The following is a 20740-nucleotide window of genomic DNA, read 5'->3' as shown; positions in this document are numbered from 1 at the left end:
GGCCCGATCGTATTCCGGTTGCTACAAAGGCAGCAGGTGATGCTTGCGCGGATTGCGGGCAACCGCCTTGTCCCGCAACAGCTGTAGCGCACGCCGGATTTCCAGCCGGGTCGCCGACGGCTCGATGACCGCGTCGATGTAGCCGCGTTCTGCGGCCACCCACGGCGTCGCCACGGTGGCGTTGTAGAAGTCGATCATCTGCTTGCGAATCGCCGCCCGCTGCTCCTCGGGCGCGGCGTCGATCTGCTTGGCTCCGATCAAGCTGACCGCGCTCTCGGCGCCCATGACCGCGATCCGCGCCGTGGGCCAGGCCAGATTCACGTCGGCGCCCAGCTGCTTGGAGCCCATCACGGCGTAACCGCCGCCGTAGGACTTGCGGATCACCACGGTGACCTTCGGCACCGACGCCTCCACATAGGAGAACAGGAACCGTCCACCACGCTTGATGACGCCGATCTTCTCCTGTTCCACACCGGGCAGAAACCCCGGCGTGTCCACGACGAACACCAACGGGATCTCGAACGCGTCACACAGCCGAACGAAATGCGCCGCCTTGTCCGAGGCGCGTGCGTCCAGCGCGCCCGCGTACACCATCGGCTGGTTGGCCACCACGCCGACGCTGCGGCCGTCCACCCGGGCGAAGCCGGTGATCACGTTGCGCCCCGCCGAAGCGCCGACCTCGTGGAAGGCGCCGTCGTCGAAGATGCGCAGCAGGATCTCGTGCATGTCGTACCCGGCGTTGTCCGAATCCGGGACGATCGAGTTCAGCTCCAGGTCGGTCTCGGTGATCTCCGGCTCCAAGCCCGGATTCACGATCGGCGCCAACTCCTGGCAACTGGTCGGCAGATAGCTCAGGTACTCGCGCACCCATTCGAACGCGGCCGCCTCGTCCTTGGCCACGTGGTGGATATTGCCGTACTCGGCCTGACTGCGCGCGCCGCCGAGCTCCTCGAGGCTCACCTCCTCGCCGGTGACCTCCCGGATCACCTTCGGCCCGGTGACGAACATGTACGCCTGCTCGGTCGCCACTACCACGTCGGTATTGATCGGGGCGTAGACGGCGCCACCAGCGCATTTGCCGAGGATCATCGAGATCTGCGGAACCAGGCCGGACAGCGGCTCCTGCCGCCGCCCCAGCTCGGCGTACCAGGCCAGCGAGGTCACCGCTTCCTGCACGCGCGCACCGCCGGAATCGTTGATGCCGACCACCGGGCACCCGACCTTGGCCGCGTACTCGAGGATCCCGGCCACCTTACGGCCGAACATCTCGCCGACCGAACCACCGTAGACGGTCTGGTCGTGCGAGAACACCGCCACGGGCCTGCCTTCGACCAAGCCGTGCCCGGTCACGACGCCGTCGCCGTAGAGCGCAGCGGCATCGCCCGGGTTACGTACCAGCGCACCGATTTCCACGAAGGTTCCCGGATCGAGCAGCATGTTGATCCGGTCGCGGGCGCTGGGAATGCCCTTCTTCGCCCGCTTGGCCACGCCTGCTTCACCCGCCGGCTCCTGCGCCAGTTCCAGGCGCTTGCGTAGGTCGGCGAGTTTTTCGGCAGTAGTGCTCACTTGGCCCCTTTCGCCTCGATCGCGGCGAGCTTCGCGGTCAAGTCGGCTCCGATCTTGCCGATCCGCGGTTCGTCGATGATCTGCAGATGGTCGCCGGCGATGTGGACGACCTCCAAATTCGGGATGTACTCGGTCCAGCCGCCGTTGGGCAAGCGATCGGCGAAGCGCGGCTCCAGTTCGATCATCCCGTCGTGATAGCGATCGGCGAGGTACAGCACCACATTGCCGTCGTAATGAGACGGCTGGGTTTTGGCGAGCTCACGGCTCTCGATCCACGAGGTGCGCTGGTGCTCGAGCACACCACCGGGAATCTTGGTACCGCTGATCTTGATCAGGTCGCTGATCATCTTGAACTGCTCTTCGTCGGATGCCGCGGCCAGCGTCTCGAGCTGTTCGCGGTCCAGTTCGCCGTCGACGCCGTAAGTCTTCTTGGCGAACACCTGGTAGCGCTCGATCCGGCGTACCCGCTCCTCGGGACTGTTGTCCTCGCCCTGCGTCGGAATGGCCAGATCGATCAGGCCGACCACGCGGACGTCCGCACCCTCGGCACGCAACATTTGCGCGGTCTGCATGGCCAGCACCGCACCCAGCGACCATCCGTACAGCACGAACGGACCATCGCCCTGGAGCTTGCGCAGCTCGGGCAGGTACTGACGGGCACGTTCCTCGATGGAGCCGTCCACCCGTTCCAAGCCGTACATCGGCGTATCGGCGGGCAGCCGCTTCAGCAGGGGTTCGTACACCAGCGTGTTGCCCCCGGAGGGATGGAACACGAAGACCGGCACGGCATTCGAGCCTTCCGGCCGCGCCCGCAGCGGACGAACGAATCCGTCCACGTCCGCGCCACTGTCCTGCAACTCGCGGACGATGTCCGCCAGTTGCTCGATGGTCTCGCAGTCGAGCACATCATCCACGGTGACCTCGGCCTTGACCCGCTCGGTCAGGCGCGCGGCCAGCTTCTCCGCGGTGTCCTCGTCGAGGATCGGCAGCGTGTTGAAGATGCCTCCGGCCGATTTACCGGTGACCACCGCCCAGGTGGCGAAGGTCAGGCGCTCGGCGGCGTCGCGGGGCGGGACGTCGTCCTCGTCGGCGGACTGCTGCGCGCCGCCGCCGAACACAGCCGCGGGCGTGGCCGGAGCCGGGGCAGCCTGAGCGACCGGTTCGGCCACGAGTGCCGATTCCCCTTCGACAGCCTTCTCCTGGCTTCCGGGAGCCGTATCCGCCTCGGTCACAGTGGTTGCCGGTGTGACGGTGGCCGTACCGGCGTCCGGCGAGGTGGACGTGGCGCCCGTCACCGCCGCGACCGGGTCGGCGCCGGTGGCCAGGGCCGCACGGGCCGTGGCGATGAAATCGGCGTCGACGGCCAACTCGCCCGTACCGCCCGCGGCTTTGTCGGCGGCCTGCTGATCGGCCATCGCCTGCACCTCGTCGCGGTGCTCGATGGCGTAGCGCAGCACCTTGCCGACCTCGTGCAGGCTGGCGTCCCGCACGGCCTGCACCTGCAACTGTGGGATGTCGAACTCGTACTCGACCCGGTTCTTGATGCGCATCGCCATGAGGGAGTCCAAGCCGAGCTCCATCAGCGGGATCTCCATCGGAAGATCCTCGACCGCGTAACCCATGGACTCCGCGACGATCAGCGCGAGCCGCTCCTCGACGGTCTGTGTGCCGTCCGGATCCCATCGGTCGCCGAAGGTCTCCACGACCTCGAGGTCGGCATCGCCCTGCGGCTGCGCGGCGACCGCGGGGATCGGTTCGGCCACAACAGGTTCCGGCAGCGGAGCACCGGAGGTCACCACGGCGTCGAATACCAGGCGGAAGGCGCCACCCTCCTTGGCGTGCACCTGCACCGAGGCGCCGCCGGGATGCGGGGTGAGCGTGGTGGTGAGCGTGCTCGCGGCCGGGATCGGCGCGTACGGGATCGACGCGCCCAGCGACACGTCGCGCAGCACCTGCGCCGCCGCGGCACGCACCAGTCCGGGGAGATCAGTCACCGAGGACGCCGGTACCTCCCAGACGTGCCTGCCGTCCGGCAGCGCGACATGCGCACCGGGAACCCGGGCATTGCCGCCCGAGGACAACCGGACCTTCGGCCAGTACTCCTTACGCACGAACGTGGTGCGCGGAACGTCGGCGTACTCGCCCGGACCGACCAGCGAGAACAGATCCACCTTGTGCCCGTGCACGTAGAGCTGGGCCAACGCGGCGATCACGCCCGCCGACTCGTCCTCCTTGCGCTTGAGCGTGGGGATGAGCTGCGCGTCGTGCACGCCCGCGGCGAAGGTGGTGCCCAGCACCTGCATCAGCGCGACGGAATTCGGCGCCAGCTCCAAGAACGTGGTGTGCCCCGCGTCCACCGCGAGCTTCACCGCGTTGGTGAAGTACACGCTGTGGCGCATGTTCTTGACCCAGTAGTCCTCGTCGTGGATGGGGTCGTGGCCGGAGCGGAAGAACTCTTCGGAGTGCACCGTCGAGTACAGACCGGTCTTCAGCTTGGTCGGCTCGATACCGGCCAGCTCCGCGGCCAGCTCGCCGAGCAGCGGATCCATCTGCGAGGTATGGCCCGCGCCGCGGGTCTGCAGCACCCGGGCGAACTTGCCCGCCGCCTCCACTCGCGCGACGATCGCCGCGACCTGGTCCTGCGGACCGCCGATCACCGTGTTCGTCGGCGCCGCGTATACCGCGACCTCGACGTCCGGGTACTCCGACAGCAGGTTCGCGACATCCTCGGCGCTGTACTCGATGAGCGCCATGTTGCGCACGTCGTCGTCGCTGATCATCTGCTCGCCCTCGCCCATCAGGCGGGAACGGGCGCAGATCACACGCACCGCGTCCTCGAGGTTCAGACCACCGGCGATGTACGCGCCCGCGACCTCACCCATCGAATGACCCACCACCGCTTCGGGTTCCGCGCCGTGCGCGCGCAGCAGCGCGGCCAGACCCACCTGGATGGTGAAGATGCCGACCTGGGAGGTGCCGACGTTGTAGTCCTGGCTGTCGTCGAGGAACAGCTCGCGCACCGAATACCCGGCCTCGTCCTGCACTAGCTCGTCGACCTCGTCGACGGCCTTGGCGAAGATCGAATTCTCCAGGTAGAGCTGCTTGCCCATCTTGCGATGCTGCGCGCCGAAACCGGCGAGCACCCATATCGGACCCATGGCCGCGGGCGCGTCGGCGGTGAAGACGCCCGCGCCCGGCTTGACCGCCGCGATGGCGCGCAGTCCGGCGATCGCCTCTTCGTGCGTCTTGGCCAGCACCACGCCGCGCGAACGCCAGTGGCTGCGCTTGGCCAGCGACCGCGCCACGTCGGCGAGGGAGGTCTGCGCGCCCGCCTCGGATTCCAGCCAGTCGGCCAGCTCGGCGGCGGCCCGACGGCGGCGCGACGGCAGGTAACCCGACACGGCCAGGATCTGCGGCAACGGCTCGGTACGCTCGGTGGTCCACTCCGCGGCGGCTTCGGCCACCACCTCGGCCACGACGTCACCGGCCTCGGATTCGGTCTCCGCGGCGGCGCTCTCCGTCACCGCGTCCTCGTCCAGCCGTGCCTCGAGTTCGGAGAACGGGGCCTCGAGTTCGGAGAACGGGGCCTCGAGTTCGGAGAACGGGGCCTCGGTCGGCACGTACTCCTGGACGACGACGTGCGCGTTGGTGCCGCCGAATCCGAAGCCGGAGATGCCGATGGTCGCCTTGCCGCTGTAGCGGGGGAACTCGGTGGGCTCTTCGACGACCTTCAGGTTCGCCGGACCGAACGGTATGTACGGGCTCGGACCGGCGTAGTTGATGTTCGGCGGAATGACATTGTGCTGCAACGACATGATCACCTTGGCCAGGCTCGCCGCACCGGCGCCCGACTCCAGGTGACCGAAATTGGTCTTGGCCGAACCGAGCAGCACCGGCTTGTCGGCCTCGCGCCCACGGCCGACCACCCGGCCGAGCGCGTCCGCCTCGATCGGGTCACCGAGCGCAGTGCCGGTGCCGTGCGCCTCGATGTAGTCGACGGTGGACGGCGGTATGCCCGCATCGCGGTAAGCGCGACGCAACACATCGGCCTGGGCGTCGGGATTCGGGGCGACGATGCCGTTGGAGCGGCCATCGGAGTTCACCGCCGAGCCCTTGACCACACCCAGGATGCGATCGCCGTCGCGCTCGGCGTCGGCCAGCCGCTTGAGCACGACCAAGCCCGCGCCATCGGAGCGCACCATGCCATCGGCATCCGACGAGAACGCCTTGATCCGTCCGTCCTTCGCGACCGCGCCGACCGAATCGAAGCCGAGCGTGGCCATCGGCGCCAACATCAGGTTCACGCCGCCGGCCAGCGCCAGATCCGCATCGCCGCTGCGCAGCGCACGAACCGCCTGATGCACGGCGACCAGCGTGGACGAGCACGCGGTGTCGATCGCGACGGAGGGGCCGCGGAAGTCGTAGAAGTAGGAGATGCGGTTCGGGATGATCGACGACGAACTGCCGGTCAGGCCGTACGCGGCGGCCGACGCCGGCCCGGACAGGTTGTCCGCGCCGAGACCGAGCGCGGCGATCAGCATGAAGTCGCTGGTCGAGGTGCCGATGAAGACGCCGACCGACTCGCCCTTGAGCTGGCTGGCCGGAATCCTGGCGTGCTCCAACGCCTCCCAGGTGAGCTCCATCATCAGGCGCTGCTGCGGATCGACGCGCTCCACCTCGAGCGGCGACATCGCGAAGAACTCCGCGTCGAAACCCTTTATGACGTCTTGGTCGAGATAGCCACCGAGGGTGTTTCCCTTGGCGATCGCCTCGGCTGCCATCGGATCGCCGGCGAACTCCTCCCACCTGCCCTCGGGCAGTTCCCGGATCGCGTCACCGCGGCCGATCAGGAATTCCCACGTCGACTCCGGGGTCTCACCCGCGCCGGGCAGCCGGGTCGACAAACCCACGATCGCGATGTCGTGCGCCTCGCCGGGACGGTAACCCGCGGTGTAGAACGAGTCGTCCCCGGCTTCCTCCGGCACGTCCGGCTCGCCGTTGATGATCCGCTCGGCCAGCGCGGCGATGGTCGGATGCTGGTACACGATCGTCGCGTTCAGCATCACACCGGTCAGTTCCTCGATGTCCCCGCCGAGGGCGATGGCGTCCCGCGAGGCGAGCCCGAACTCCTCCATCGGCCGGTCCACGGTGATCTGCTCGATCGGTTGCCCGGTCGCCTCGGAGACCCAGCGCCGCAGCCACTCACGCAGCTCCGCCACCGACATGTCGGTCTGCGCGCCGCCCGTCGCGGACTCGGCCGGGGCCGGCGCGTCGGCGACGGTCTCCACGGGCGGGGTGTCGGTCGTCTGGGTGGGCGTGCCCTCGTTGTCAGCCATCAATTCCTCAAGCTACCTGTCTGCGTACCGGGCGTACCGTGAATTGACGCCCGGCGCGTGGGAAGCTCGGCGCCGAGCGGCGATGGTCGGTCCGAGGCCGCCCCTGGCAATTACTCTTCCGGTGCATCGGGGAAAGCCTGCTGGGTGTAACCACCCCGCAGCGTTCCCTCCAGATAGGCCGCCCGGCAGGCGCGGCGGGCGATCTTGCCGCTGGAGGTGCGCGGAATCGAACCCGCGGGCACCAGCAGCACGTCACGAACGGTCACACCGTGGCGCTGGGAGATCGCCGCGCGCACCGCGTCGGCGATCGGCAGCGGATCGGCTTTGCCCGCACCCGGACCACGCTCGCCCACGATGACCAGCTGCTCGGACGCGTCGTCGGCGTCGAACTGCAAACCGGAATGGCTGCCCTGCTCGAACACCTCGGCCGGGAGCTGGTTGGCGGGCACCGAGAACGCCGCGACGAAGCCGGGACGCAGCGCGGTGCTGGCTTCCTGCGCGGAGAACTCGAGGTCCTGCGGGTAGTGGTTGCGGCCGTCCACGATCACCAGGTCCTTGACCCGGCCGGTGATGTAGAGCTCGCCCTCGAAGTACACGCCGTAGTCGCCGGTGCGCATCCAGTTCGCGTCCGGCTCGGTCCCCTCGGCGTGGCTGCCCTCGGCCAGGCGCTCGGTGACCTTGTTCTGGAACGTCGTCGCGGTCTCCTCGGGACGACCCCAGTAGCCGATGCCCATGTTGTTGCCGTGCAGCCAGATCTCGCCGACGTACCCGTCGGGCACTTCGCGACCGCCGCCCGACTCCACCGACTCCGGATCGATGATCGTCGCCCACTGCGAGAGCGCGACATAACCGCACGACACCTGCGCGATGGCGTCCTCGTGGCTCGGGTCGACCTTCACCATGCGTCCCGCGTTGAGCTCCTTGCGGTCGACGTAGGTGACCTTGGCCTCGTCCTCGGCCTTGGTGGCGGAAACGAACAGCGTCGCCTCGGCCATGCCGTAGCAAGGCTTGATGGCGGTCTTGGGCAGGCCGTAGGGGGCGAACGCCTCGTTGAACTTCTTCATCGACGAGGTGGTCACCGGCTCGCTGCCGTTGATCAGGCCGATGACGTTCGACAGATCCAGCGACTCGCCGTTCTTCGGCAGACCGCGCGCCGCGGCGTGCTCGAACGCGAAGTTCGGTGCGGCAGCGAAGGTTCCGGCCCCGTCGGACACCGCGGCCAGCTCCTTGATCCAGCGGTAGGGGCGGCGCACGAACGCGCTCGGCGACATGATGGTGATGTACTTGCCGCCCACCGCGGGCAGGATCACCGTCAGCAGACCCATGTCGTGGAACAGTGGCAGCCAGGTGACACCGCGCGAGTTCCAGTCCAGGTTGATCGCGTCGACCATCTGCAGCAGGTTGGTGCCCACCGCGCGGTGCGTGATCTCCACACCCGCGGGCACCCGGGTGGACCCCGAGGTGTACTGCAGGTAGGCGATGTCATCGATCGCGATGTCCGGGCGCACCCAACTCTCGCCGACACTGTCGGGAATCGCGTCCACCGCGATGATGCGCGGGCGCTGGGCGGCGGGCAGCGAGCGGAAGAACTGCCGGACCCCGGCCGCGGAGGAGCTCGCGGTCAGGATGGCCGAGGGCTCACAGTCGCCGAGCACCGCGTGCAGGCGATCGGTGTGGCCGGGCTCGTCCGGGTCGAACAGCGGGACCGAAATGGTGCCCGCGTAGATCGCGGCGAAGAAGGAGATCACGTAATCCAAGCCCTGCGGCGCGAGGATCGCGACCCGGTCGCCCGGGTTGGTCACCTGCTGCAGTCGAGCGGCCACCGCGCGCAGCCGAATACCGAACTCACGCCACGTCAACTCCTGCGCCTCGCCGTCGCGCTCGCGCGAGTAGTCGATGTAGCGATATGCCAGGGTGTTCGCGTCGTTCCGGGTGTGCTTCTCGACGTGATCAACCAGGGTGTGATCCTCGGGAATGCGGATGTTCCCGGTTTCGTCCAGGTAGTCGTCGAAAGTCTCTTCCATTCCTTCTTCTCCTCCGAGGCACACGCAGCAAGACGGCGAGATCGCCGCTTTCACCTGTGAGGCCCCGACTCGCTTTCGCCCGCGGGTGCTCCAAGTGCAGAGCCAGCCTGCAGATTTTGTGCGGTCTGCGCGGTGACCGCTTATCGGCTAGATGTACTCAAACCAGAGTCATGTTACAGAGAAGACCGGCTCACTCGTCCCGCAGCAGGGGAATAACGGGGGCGAACGCATCCATCTGGGTGGGGAATACACCGACGTAGGACATCGAGGTGAGCTGCCGCACACGGCGGATCTGCTCGGCGATCTCCTCGAATGTGCCGATCGCCACGTAGGGCGAGTTCAGGATGTCCTCGACGGACAGCTGAACGTCGACCTCCAGGTTCGGATGCAGCCCCCGATCCAACGCCGACAGCGCCATCTCCGCGGTCTTCTCGCGATCGTCGGTGATCACGACCGCGATGACGGCCCAGTTCAGCTCGATGTCGGCGAACCGGTCACCGGCGGCCTCCTTGATCAGATTCACCTTGTCCACGGCCTTCTCGATGGTGATGCCGGAGAGCAGGCCCTTGCCATCCTTGGTGGTGGCCGGAACGACGGAGATGATGTCGGCGTGCTTGGCGGCCAGCCGCAGCATCTTCGGGCCGCCACCGCCGGTGCAGATCGGGGGGCGCGGACCCTGCCGCGGCCGTGGGGTCCCCTTGACACCGCGGACCTGGTAGTGCTTGCCCTCGAAGGTGCACTCCTGGCCGCGCAGCAGCACGTCGAGAATGGTCAGCGACTCGTCCAGCTTCTCCAGCCGGACACCGGGCGACTCGTAGGGGATGCCCGCGTTCTCGAACTCTTCCTTGATCCAGCCCGCGCCGACGCCGACCTCGAGCCTGCCCTTGGACAGCACGTCGATGGTCGCCAGGTCCTTGGCCAGCACGACGGGGTGGCGGAAACCGTTCGCCAGCACCGAGGTGCCGAGCCGGATCCGCTCGGTGGCCTGGGTCAGCGCGCCGAGTGCGGCGATCGGCCCGATCTGCTCGCCGAGGTGATCGGGCACCACGAAGGTGTCGAAGCCGTACTCCTCGGCCTGCTGAGCGGTCTGCACGAACTTGCGCGCACCGCCCTCCTGCTTGTTGCCTTCGCCGGCCGCCGCGAAGCGGAACGGACGCAACGGAGTGCCCAGCGCGGACAACGCAGCATCCGCGTCACGGCTCGCCGTGGTGGCCGGTGCGGCGGCTTCTGTCATGAACTCATGCTCCTGGCTGTAAGGAAGATACGGGCGGACGCCGGCTTCGGGTCTGCGCTGCGGTGGTGCCCGGCGTCGCGATCACCAGCGCACTTTACAGCGTGGTACCCAATTCGAGTTGCCCTTGTCACGCCAATCGGGTGCGGGGTATCTCACGGTCGGTGAATTTTCACGAATGAGCCGGATGTGGCGCTGCCTCGACGAGGCCCGCGGCCCAGTTGGCCGTCCACTGCGTCGCGGTGGTGCCGTCGCCGTCCACGACATAAGTGTTGTAGAGGGCGTGCACCGGGTTTCCCGCGGCCCGGACCAGTGTGTTCACGCTGCCCAGGATGTTCCACGGATTCAGCGCCTCCCGCGGTGCGTCGCAGATCAGATCGCCGGGCGCGCACATGGTGTAGGTGCGATCGGCCAGTGCGCCGAAGCCCCCTTGACGCGGACCGGTCATCGTGATGCCGGGCACGTTCAACCCCTTCAGCGCGACTTCGGCGCCCACACCCGGCGGCGGGGTGCCGATCTGGATCGGCTGCCCCGGACCGTTCTCACCGGTGCGGCGTCCATCGGCGATCAGCGTCACGCCGAGCACCAGATCGGCGGGCACGGGTCCGCTGCCGGCGCCGATCTGCGCGGCGACGTCACCCGCGATCACCGCGCCCTGGGAGAACCCGGCGAGCACGTAGGTGGTGAGCGGGCACTCCTGGTGCCGCGCGGCCATCGCCTCGACCATCCGCTGGGTGCCCTCGGACCGGCTGTTGTTGTAGGACTGCTGGCCGTCCGGCGGGATGGCGATCGGATTGGAGAACTGCGCGACGTACGGAACGGTGTACACGTCCACTCGCTCGCTGGGGAATCGCTGGGCGATCGGGCCGGAGACGTTGAGCATCAGTGACACCGGGTTGGCCGTCGGATTGTGCGGATCGTCGGCGCTGTTGGACTCCCAGGTACCGGGTACGGAGATCATCTGCACGTCGGGACAACCGGCCGGCTGCGAGGTCGGCCGTTCCGGCGGCTTCGGACCGGGGCCGGGCGGGCGCAAACGCCCCGCGAGCAGATACCACAGCAGCACGACCACCAGGGCGATCAGCAGGATGCCGACGATCACGAGCAGACGTCCCGCCGGCTTGGACCGGCGGGAGGTCGAACGGACGCGAGAACTCACTGGCAGTACGTGGCGCGAGCGGTGGAGATGTAGATCTGTCCGGCCTTCTCCACCGGCATCTTCGCCGGGTCGAAGGACGGGTCGGAACCCGCCATGGCGTTGACGAAGGTCATCAGATCCTGGTCGGACGCGCCCGCGGCGGTGCCCTGGCAGACGTACGCGCCGATGCTCAGCGCGATGTCCGGGCTCGACGGGGTGACACCCTGCTTGGCCAGCTCATCCAAGAACTTCTTGTCCTTGTCGGTGAGCTTCGAGGTGTCGGCGGGCGGGACGGCCGCGGTCGGCACCGGCTGCGGACGCTCGGGCGCCACCGTCGGCGTGGGCTGCTCCGGCGTGGGGGTGGGCTGCGCGGTGCCCGCGGGTGTCGAGGCAACCGGCGACGTGCTCGCCGCCGCCGTCGTCGTGGTGCGGGTAGGCGATGGCGTGCTCGTGGCGGTCGAATCGTTGTCGCCGCACGCGGCGAGCAGGCCGGTCGCGGCAATCGCCACGACTACGCCGAATACCTTTCCACGGGTCCGATGCATGAATTCTTGTCCTCGATCTGTCGCTGAGCGGGGTCGGGTCGCCCACCAGGCTAGCCGGGTTGGATTTGCCGCGCCTTCGCGCGGCGTGTTCGCGGCCCCTTTGTGGCTGTGTTCGGTTTCCAGCGCCCGCGGCGCTGGGTGTTCGCGGCACATGCTCGGTCTCGCTTCGGGAACTGGGAGTTGGGCCCAATTGGTCGTATTCGACTCATCTCACCGTCCGATGCACGCCTCCAAGCGCTGGGTCTGGGCCCATATGCACGACTTTCACCTGGCCCGGATGGGCGACGGTCATGCTCAGAGCGCGTGCACTTCTGTTTTTCCGTCGCGCAGCGTGATGAAACCGCCCTGGAAGTTCTGCTGCACGCCGTCCGAGATGGGGAACTCGTCGCCGGTGGGGTAGCCGAGTTTGCCGTTCTCGTAGCCGGTGTCGCGCCAGGCGTCCAGTATCGGGCCGTTGCGGACCGCCCAGGCGCCGGACACCGGGCTCCAATAGACATTCCCGCCTTCGAACCGGCTGAAGCGGCCCGCGTCCTTTGCCGGCTGCTCCTCGGCGACCGGGAAGCCGAGCGGACTGTTCTCGAAGCCCAGCTGGGCGTACTTGCCGAGGATCAAGCCCTGGACGCGATGCACGCCGGTGGCCTGGCTGTAGTAGAACGGACCGTTCTCGAACGCCTGCACCGCGCCGTCGCGGCTGGGTGTCTTGGCCTCCGCCGCGACCGGATAACCCGCGGGCCCGCGCTCGAACCCCTGCTTGCCCCACTCGTCGAGGATCGCGCCGCGAACCATCTGAGCGCCGGTCTGCGGAGTCCAGTACAGCGAGCCGTTCTGGAAGGACTGGAACCGGCCGCGGCCGTCGTCCAGCGCGCGTTCCTCGCCCCTCGGCATTCCGAGCGGCCCGGTAGGTCCGCCCGCCGCCTGGTACCCGGACCCGAAGACGCCGCCCACCGGGAACGCTCCGCTATCCGAGGTGAAGAACACCCGGCCGCCCTTGAAGTCCTGCGCGGTGCCCCCTGCCACGGCGTACTCCCCGGTGAGGCATTCGCCGAGCCAATTCGCCGCGGCCGCTACCTGGCCGATCGCGCCGCCCGGCTGACAGGCCGGCTTGCCCGGATCGACGCCCAGCGCGGACGCGGCCTGACTCCAGGACTGGCGCATCTCGAAATCCCAATACGGCCAGGAATGGGTGCCGGACGGGCGATAGTTCACCTGTGCCGGAATAGCCAGCTTGGACAGCTTGGTCACGAAGTTCTGCGAAGTGAGCCGGGAAAGGATCTCCAACCCCATGCCCGCGACGTTGGTGCTCACCCCGGGAATGCCGAGGGCATGATCGTAGGGACCGATCGCGCCACTGCCGCTGGAGACGTAGAGGCTGATTCCGCGCAGCTTGTCGGCCAGCGCGTATGGGTCGTGCGCCTCCCACTCCGGGCCCGTCTGCGGGCCCCACATGGCGGCGGAGTCGAAGCCGCCCGCGTCGCGCATGGCGAACTCGATGGCCTGCGGCATGCCCAGCGTCGTCGTGGTCAGGAACCCGGAGTACGACGCGGCGTGCCGCACGAAGCCCGGATTGCGGGCGGCGAGGAACATAGCGGCCGTGCCACCCATCGAGAGGCCCTCCACGCCCCGCACCGGCGTCGCACGCCAATAACTCTCCAGCAGCGGCGGGAGCTCTTTCGTGAGAAAGGTCTCCCACTTGTAGGTACGGCCGTTGTCCGGCTGTAGCCAGTCGGCGTAGAAGCTGGACTGCCCACCCACCGGCAGCACCACGGTGACGTTCTTGTCGGCGAAGAAATCGACCGCCCCCGCCTCCTTCGTCCAGCCGCTCTCGTCCTCGGTCGCGCGCAGACCGTCGAGCAGGAACAAGACCGGGAACCTGGCCTCCGGGTGGGCGTTCCAGTCCCTGGCCAGCAGCAGCTGGACCTGGATCGGCACCCCCATGGACGGCGAGGTCACCCACAGCGCGACGCGACGGTCACCGAGCCACTGAACCTTCTCCAGGGCGGGTGCGGCCACGGCCACCGTGGGCTCGGCGACGGCGGGAGCCTCGACGGACACGCTCGCGGCCAGCGGGACCACCAGCACGGTGGCGAGCAGCATGAGCCGCTCGCGTGCCGAACGAGCGACGAGACGCCCGCGTGTACCCCAGCTACCGCGCGTAATCCCTGCCACAAAAGCTTTGTACTCCCGTTATAGCGACGTTTACGGGAGACACGCGCTGCACAGCAAACTATGTTCGCCGCACCGCGATCGTGGCCGCTCCGAACACAATTCAGGCCGCACCGAATCGGTGCGGCCTGAATGCGACGAGGCGGATCAGATCACCAGGCGCCGGTGGCGTCCAGGATCATGTTGCGCGAGGCGAACAGCTCACCCTCCCAGTACTTCCAGGAGTGGGTGCCAGCGGCCGGGAAGTCGAACCGGGCCGGGATACCCAGCGAGTTCAGGCGGGCCTGGAACGCGCGGGTGTTCACCAGCGACAGGGCTTCCAGCGCCATCGCGTTGCCGGTGTTGAACACGCCGACCGCCGAGTTCGGCTGGTCGTACTGGCCCGGCAGACCGCTGGCGGCCGAGATGTACATCGGCAGGCCGCGCAGCTGCGGCGCGAAGACGAACGGGTCCATCCGCAGCCACTGCGGGCTCCACGGCGCGGCCATCGCGTCGACGTTGAAGCGGCCCGCGTCCAGCATCGCGACGCGGATCGCCTCGCGCATGCCCGGCGCGGAGATGTTCAGGTAGCCCGAGTAGGAGGCGGCGAACTTGAACTGGTCGCGGTGGTAGGCCGCGAGAGCCAGCGCCGCGCTACCGCCCATGGACAGGCCGACGACCGCGTTGTTGGTGCGCGACACGCCGTAGCCCTCCAGGAAGGCGGGCAGTTCCTTGGTGAGGAAGGTCTCCCACTTGTAGGTGGTCTTCTGGCCGTTCGTGTTCGACGGCGCGTACCAGTCGGTGTAGAAGCTGGATTGGCCACCGACCGGCATCACCAGGGTGATGTTGTCGTTGGCGAACTGCTGCATCGCGTTGGTCTCGAACGACCAGGCATTGCGGTCGTCGCGAGCGCGCAGGCCGTCGAGCAGGTACAGCGCCGCGTTACCGCCGCGCGAGGCCCACTGCACCTGCACCTTGATCGGGCCCATGCTGGAGGGGACCATCAGGTCCTCGTAGCCACCCGCGGGCGACCGCAGCACCGGCGCATGCGCCGACGGCGCCGCGGCAGCGAGAGTCGGGGTCGCCAGACCCGCGGCGATCGGTAGCGCCAGCGCGGCGGCTCCGACAGCCAGAATTCGATTACGCCAACCGCGAGGTGCGCCTCGCCGTCCCGACTGTGTTCCCTTCGGCGCGGCGGCCCTGCCGAAACGCATGAATCCTGCTCTCTTTCTGCTGTTGTGGTGCCGCCGGCCACCCGAGGGGCGAGCGGCACCCGTGTTGCCAACGAGACGCGCGTCACGGAACATGGTCCCGACAATCCGCTCCATGACGGCGCTACAACGATCTGGTCACACTTGCGCTCGCTGGACGATATTCGACGCCCCTCGCTTTAGCAAGATCCGGGCCTTTCCCACTGCCGAAATCCGTCCGTTCGCGCAAGGTAATGATGCGGTGACCTTATCGCGTTCTCGCGGTGATGTCGTGTTGGAACGCAAGATCTTTGCGCCTCTGACGGGAACTGGCACCGGCCCGAGATCTTCGCAATCCCGACAGCCCGACGGCCTCCGCACACGCCTGCCGAGCACCCGCTCCACACGACGGCACCCGATCAACCCCGTGACCGCGCCGTGATCAAAGCCGAGATCTGCCGTGATAGCTGCGCGAATATCCCAAGCAAACAGCCTTGAGCACCGATAACAGCGAATTAGCGATCAATCAGCAAACTAAACGAAGTGTGCTCCACACCCCGAAGCTCCGCCCCGCCGACCCCTCCTGCCCCTATCCCAACCCCCTCCTGCCCCTATCCCAACTCCCTCCTGCCCCTATCCCAACTCCTCTAGCTCGCCACCTCAACCCCCACTGCTCAGGGGCACCACCAGGCAAGTTAGGAGCACCACTGGCCAAGCCCTCCCGGTCAGCAACACAACGACGCAAAACGCGAACAAATACACCCCCCGCCAACCACCCGCCCACTACACAAAACGCAAGATCCCCACTCACCGAACCCAGTCGAGTGCGAGTCTTACGAGCACCGTTCGCGGCCCGGCTCGCGTCAGAGCGGACGAAGCGCATGCGCCGCAGGCGCGAGTCTCGTCCGCTCTGGCGCGAGCCATAAAGGGGCCGCGAACACGCGGTGCCGCAGGCGCCGCCAAAAAATTCAGCCGATGTTCGCTGACATATCCGGGATCATTCGCATGGCCTCGTCGGCCCAGTTGTTCCAGGCGTGAATGCCGTACGGCGGGAAGGAGTAGACGGCGTTGCCGCCGCCCAGGGTCGCCATCCGGACCTGGAAGGCGCGGGTGTTCGCCAGCGCCAGGCTTTCCAGCCCCATGCCGTTGAGGGTGGCGAAGCTGGGCGGGTCGCCTGCTGAGGGGAGGCCGCTGGCCGCGGCGATCCACAAGCGGGTGCCGTTGTGGATGAGGTTGGGTGCGAACACGAATGGGTCCATCCGCAGCCACTGCGGGCTCCACGGCGGGGCCATCGAGTCGACGTTGTACCCGCCCGCGTCCAGCATGGCGGCGCGGATCGCCTCGCGCATACCCGGCGCCGAGTTGTTCAGATAGCCGGAGAACGAGCCCGCGAAGCTGAACTGGTCCGGGTGGTATGCCGCCAGGGTCAGCGCCGCGCTACCGCCCATCGAGAGGCCGAAGGCGCCGTTGCGGTTGGGGTTGAATCCGAGCCGGTCGCGCAGTGCCCAGCGCAGGTCCTTGGTCAGGAAGGTCTCCCATTGATAGCGGTAGCTCTTGCCCGGGCCGCCCGCGAACCCGTTCAGCCCGCCGGAACCGGTGTTGGAGCCCGCGCCGGCCGGGACGCCGAAGAACTCGCTCGGCGCGATCCAGTCGGCGTAGAAGCTCGACATGCCACCGACCGGCATCACCACGTTGATGTTCTGGCTCGCCAGGACTTGCGGGATGTTCGTCTCGATCTCCCAGCCGTTCAGTGTCTCCGGCGCCCGCATGCCGTCCAGCACGTAGGCGACGCGATTGGTGTTGCCGTCCGCGGCGCGCAGGATCCTGGTCTTGATCGGACCCATGCCGGAATCGACCCAGAAATCGAATGCCGCGGGGTCGAACGCCGCCGACGCCGTGGCGCCCGTGCCCGTGATGGCCGCCCCGAGCGGCAGCAGCATCGCCGCGGCGATGCCGAGGGCGGATCGCCGCAACCACGATCCGGCTGTTCGGGACCCTTGGGGCCCGCGCTTCCCGCGCGCACTACGCATCACATCGACCTTTCCTTCGGACGGCCCGGCTAGCAAACTTTTAGCAATCGCAACCGGTCACTCATCGGGCACCAAGACGCGACGCCTACCAAGAAAACGGAACGAGTCGACCTTGGCACAGGTTGTTCGGGTATCAATGGAAACGAATGCCTTCATGTTGCTGGATAGTGATCCATACCACAACTACCGAAGCCTTTTCTCTTCATATTCGTTGCCGATGCACCCGCGGACGACCGGATAAACGCCGAAAGGTCGCTCCGCGCCGATGGCGCGAAGCGACCTTTTCGCTATGACCGGGTTACTAGCCGATGTTCGCGGACAGATCCGGGATCATCCGGTAGACCTCGTCGGCCCAGTAGTTCCAGTTGTGCACACCCACGGCGGGGAAGTCATAGGTGACGTTGTTCGCGCCCAGAGTGAGCATGCGGACCTGGAACGCGCGAGTGTTGGCCAGCGCCAGCGTCTCCAGACCCATCGCGTTGAGCGTGCCGAAGCTGATGCCGTCCGCCCCGCTCGGCAGACCGCTGCCGGCGGAGACCCATAGCCGGGTGTTGTTCGCCTTCAGGCGTGGCGCGAACACGAACGGGTCCATTCGCAGCCATTGCGGGCCCCACGGCGGCGCCATCGCGTCGATGTTGTAGCCGCCCGCGTCCAGCATCGCCACGCGCAGCGCCTCACGCATGCCCGGCGCGGAGATGTTCAGGTACCCGGAATACGAACCGGCGTACCGGAACTGATCGGGGTGGTAGGCCGCCAAGGTGAGCGCGGCGCTGCCGCCCATGGACAGGCCGAAGATGCCGTTGCCGTTCGGGTTGAACCCGAGCCGGTCGCGCAGCGCCCAGCGAAGGTTGTTGGTGAGGAAGGTTTCCCACTTGTAGGTGGTGGTCTTGCCCGGTCCGCCCGCGGAACCGGTCAGCAGGCCGGAGCCGGAGTTCGCCGAACCGGTCGAGGACGAGCCCGCGCTGCCGAGGCCGAAGAAGTCGCTCGGACCGTTCCAGTCGGCGTAGAAGCTGGACTGGCCGCCGACCGGCATGACCACGTTGATGTTCCACTTGGTCAGCTCGCGCGCGACTTCGGTGTCGATCTCCCAGCCGCTCAGATCGTTACGCGCCCGCATGCCGTCCAGCGCGTACACCACGCGGCCGGTGTTGCCGTCGGCGGCGCGGAAGATGCGCGACTTGATCGGCCCCATTTCGGAGTCGACCCAGAAGTCCATGCCATCTGGATTGAACGCGGCGGAAGCCGGGGCGGCAGGGCCTGCCACCGACACCCCGAGCGGTAGCAGAACGGCCAGCGAGACCAGCATGGACCGCTTGAGCCAGGAACCCGCTCTTCGAGAATTAAGACGACGCCCGATCACGCCTCGCATCAGTTTCAACCTTTCGTTTCACAGCGACAGCGGCAAGCCGTCCACACGGTAACCCGCCATCGCCCACAACCGATGGACGCCAGGCCGGGCATACGGTCGTAGCGTATATCGGTATCGACACGGCGGCGTTACCAAAAAGAGATAAAGCGGCGTACACCACTTCATCTTCCTCGCAAAATGGGGCTATTGGGGCAGCCGTGCCTTCTGGGCCGATTGTGACTCACGGGATCAGCGCTGCGGGACGGGCTGAGGGAACGGATCCACCAGTCCACACCGCTGGATCTCGTACTTCGGCACCCGGTCGATTCGGTACTTCGCGAAGTGCAGCGCGTTGCGCAGGTTGTGCCGGAAGCGCTCGAAGGTGAGCGGATCGCGGTAGGAGACCAGCAGAGCCTGGGTGTCGGGGCAGGACATCGCGGTGCGCGCCTGAGCGACCCATTTCTCGTCCAGGTACCAGGGCAGCCACGGTTTCTTGTCCACCATGCCGGTGTCCACGATCACCCAGTCCGGGTACAGGCTCTTGTCGTGGCCGATCCGCCCGTCGGTGAGCCGGTCGGTGTGCGCGGCCAGCGGGTAGGCCAGGCCCATCGGATCGATCACGGGCACGTCCAGCGGAACGTTCATGCTGGTCATCCCGAGATTCAGGAAGTAGACCGTGTGCGCGGCGCCACCGGCCGGAATCGGCTGGGGCGGCGGAGCGATGTACCAGAACATGAACGACGGCGAGTTCAGCAGCAGACCGCCGTTCGGGCTGTTGGCGATGTCGTCGACCATCGCGCGGATGCGCGGGTAGTCCAGGTAGTCCTCGGCCAGGATCGGGTGGTCGTGCCCGGTGTTGAGCACGTAGTAGACGCGCTCGTCGACGATGCCGGTGGAGGTGATCTTGGTGCCGGTCTTGATCGCGGTGGTGTTAGCGGCGAACAGCGCCCAGCCCGCGACGCCGACGAATGCCACGGCGACCGCCGCGAAAGACCAGTCGGCGATGGTCGCCGCGCGCACGCCCCCTCGGGGCGCCCGGATCGGAATGACCGCGACCGGGAGCAGGAACAGGAACAGCTGCGGCAGCAGCATTCGGCCGTGCATGAAGTCGCCGCCGACCCGAAGCGCGTAGACGGTCAGGAGGAACCCGCTGGCCAGAACCGAAGTGACCACCGCGGCCGGTGAGCGCAGCCAGGCCCGGACCCGGCCGATCGACCAGCCGCGCGTCTCGCCGGTCCCGGCACCCGCCGTCCTGGTCGCACCCGTACGCGCGGCGAGCACACCGGCGATCAGCAACACCAGCAGCGGAGCCCAGAGGAAGTACGGACCGACGAGGTCCCAGAGGTAGGTGAAGCCCTGCCCCCATTTGGCGCCGCCCGCGTCCTTCGCGACGGCGGTGTTCGGGTAGGGCAGGCCGTAGTAGCCCATTCGCCAGATCTGGTAGCCCAGCGGCACCAGTCCGGCCACCGCGACGATCGCCGCGCGCAGCACGATCGGCCGCAGTCTGCTCTCGGGCATGGGCGCGCAGAAGATCATCAGCAGCGCGAGCGCGCCGACCAGGGTCATCTCCGGACGGATCAGCGGGGCCAGCCCGGCGAGGAAGACCAGTCCGAGCAGACCCGGCAGGCGCACCGACTCGGCCTGGCTCCAGCGCATCAGCTGCCACCACAGCAGACCGATCCAGCAGATCACCAAGCCGCTTTCCAAACCCGAGGTGACGTAGTCGCGGGCCGGGGGCAGCGCGATGTAGACCAGCACGCCGGCGGGCAGCAACAACCCGGTGCGGGTCCCGCCCCACAGGCGCGCCGAGCCGAGCATGGCGAATACGACCGCGGCCAGCGACACCGTGAGCGCGACGCCGAGCACCACGTACTCGAGCCGCGCCTGGGTCAGCCAGCTGAAGAACCAGACCAGATAGGTCCACGCGGTGCTGGTGTTGGTTTCGACGCGCTCGCCCTCGTTGAAGACGGGGCCGTTGCCCGCCAGCAGGTTGCGCACCGTGCGCAACACGATGAGACCGTCATCGGCGATCCACCGCCGCTGCCAGCCTCCGACCGCGAAAAGAACAACGGTGAGCGTGATCCCACCGACGAACGTGGCTTTGGATAGACGCGCGAACCGCGACGCGGAGCCGGACGACTCATCAGCCGACCGCTCCGCCGCGTATTCCGTTCGCTCCGCTACCAGCAT

11 protein-coding genes are annotated in these 20740 nt (G+C 67.6%); all 11 read right to left on the bottom strand.

The window, feature by feature from the left end:
* Nucleotides 1–21 precede the first annotated feature (21 nt).
* The 11 genes from ACT89H_RS20615 to ACT89H_RS20565 all read right to left on the bottom strand — a co-directional run bounded on the left by ACT89H_RS20615 (nt 22) and on the right by ACT89H_RS20565 (nt 20740).
* Nucleotides 22–1566 carry an acyl-CoA carboxylase subunit beta gene (locus tag ACT89H_RS20615; RefSeq protein ID WP_445110251.1) on the bottom strand — a complete coding sequence of 515 codons (1545 nt, stop codon included), beginning with the start codon at nt 1564–1566 and terminating at the stop codon, nt 22–24.
* The gene (gene pks13, locus ACT89H_RS20610) at nt 1563–6902 is read right to left on the bottom strand and encodes a polyketide synthase Pks13 (RefSeq protein ID WP_445110250.1); all 5340 of its coding nucleotides are present in this window, start codon (nt 6900–6902) and stop codon (nt 1563–1565) included. Before pks13 ends, ACT89H_RS20615 begins: the two co-directional genes overlap by 4 nt.
* Nucleotides 6903–7012: 110 nt before the next feature.
* Entirely contained in the window at nt 7013–8926 is a 1914-nt protein-coding gene (gene fadD32 / locus ACT89H_RS20605; protein WP_445110249.1) for a long-chain-fatty-acid--AMP ligase FadD32, read from the bottom strand.
* Between the two features lie 190 nt (nt 8927–9116).
* Nucleotides 9117–10160 (bottom strand): LLM class F420-dependent oxidoreductase, encoded by a 1044-nt coding sequence (locus tag ACT89H_RS20600; RefSeq protein ID WP_445110248.1) that lies wholly within the window; start codon nt 10158–10160, stop codon nt 9117–9119.
* Between the two features lie 169 nt (nt 10161–10329).
* Nucleotides 10330–11316 (bottom strand): cutinase family protein, encoded by a 987-nt coding sequence (locus tag ACT89H_RS20595; RefSeq protein WP_445110247.1) that lies wholly within the window; start codon nt 11314–11316, stop codon nt 10330–10332.
* Nucleotides 11313–11840 (bottom strand): DUF732 domain-containing protein, encoded by a 528-nt coding sequence (locus ACT89H_RS20590; RefSeq protein WP_445110246.1) that lies wholly within the window; start codon nt 11838–11840, stop codon nt 11313–11315. Before ACT89H_RS20590 ends, ACT89H_RS20595 begins: the two co-directional genes overlap by 4 nt.
* Before the next feature lie 294 nt (nt 11841–12134).
* Nucleotides 12135–13934 (bottom strand): alpha/beta hydrolase-fold protein, encoded by a 1800-nt coding sequence (locus ACT89H_RS20585; protein WP_445110381.1) that lies wholly within the window; start codon nt 13932–13934, stop codon nt 12135–12137.
* Nucleotides 13935–14155: 221 nt separating this feature from the next.
* Nucleotides 14156–15196, bottom strand: a complete 1041-nt coding sequence (locus ACT89H_RS20580) for an alpha/beta hydrolase (RefSeq protein WP_445110245.1) — start codon at nt 15194–15196, stop codon at nt 14156–14158.
* A 944-nt stretch (nt 15197–16140) separates the two neighbouring features.
* Complete coding sequence (locus tag ACT89H_RS20575; RefSeq protein WP_445110244.1) at nt 16141–17202, bottom strand: alpha/beta hydrolase; 1062 nt, start codon at nt 17200–17202, stop codon at nt 16141–16143.
* A gap of 301 nt (nt 17203–17503) precedes the next feature.
* Nucleotides 17504–18571 (bottom strand): alpha/beta hydrolase, encoded by a 1068-nt coding sequence (locus ACT89H_RS20570; RefSeq protein WP_445110243.1) that lies wholly within the window; start codon nt 18569–18571, stop codon nt 17504–17506.
* 228 nt (nt 18572–18799) lie between these two features.
* Entirely contained in the window at nt 18800–20740 is a 1941-nt protein-coding gene (locus tag ACT89H_RS20565; RefSeq protein WP_445110380.1) for an arabinofuranosyltransferase AftB family protein, read from the bottom strand.

The sequence above is a fragment of the Nocardia aegles genome (assembly GCF_052545135.1).
This window is presented reverse-complemented; position numbering and strand designations above follow the sequence as displayed.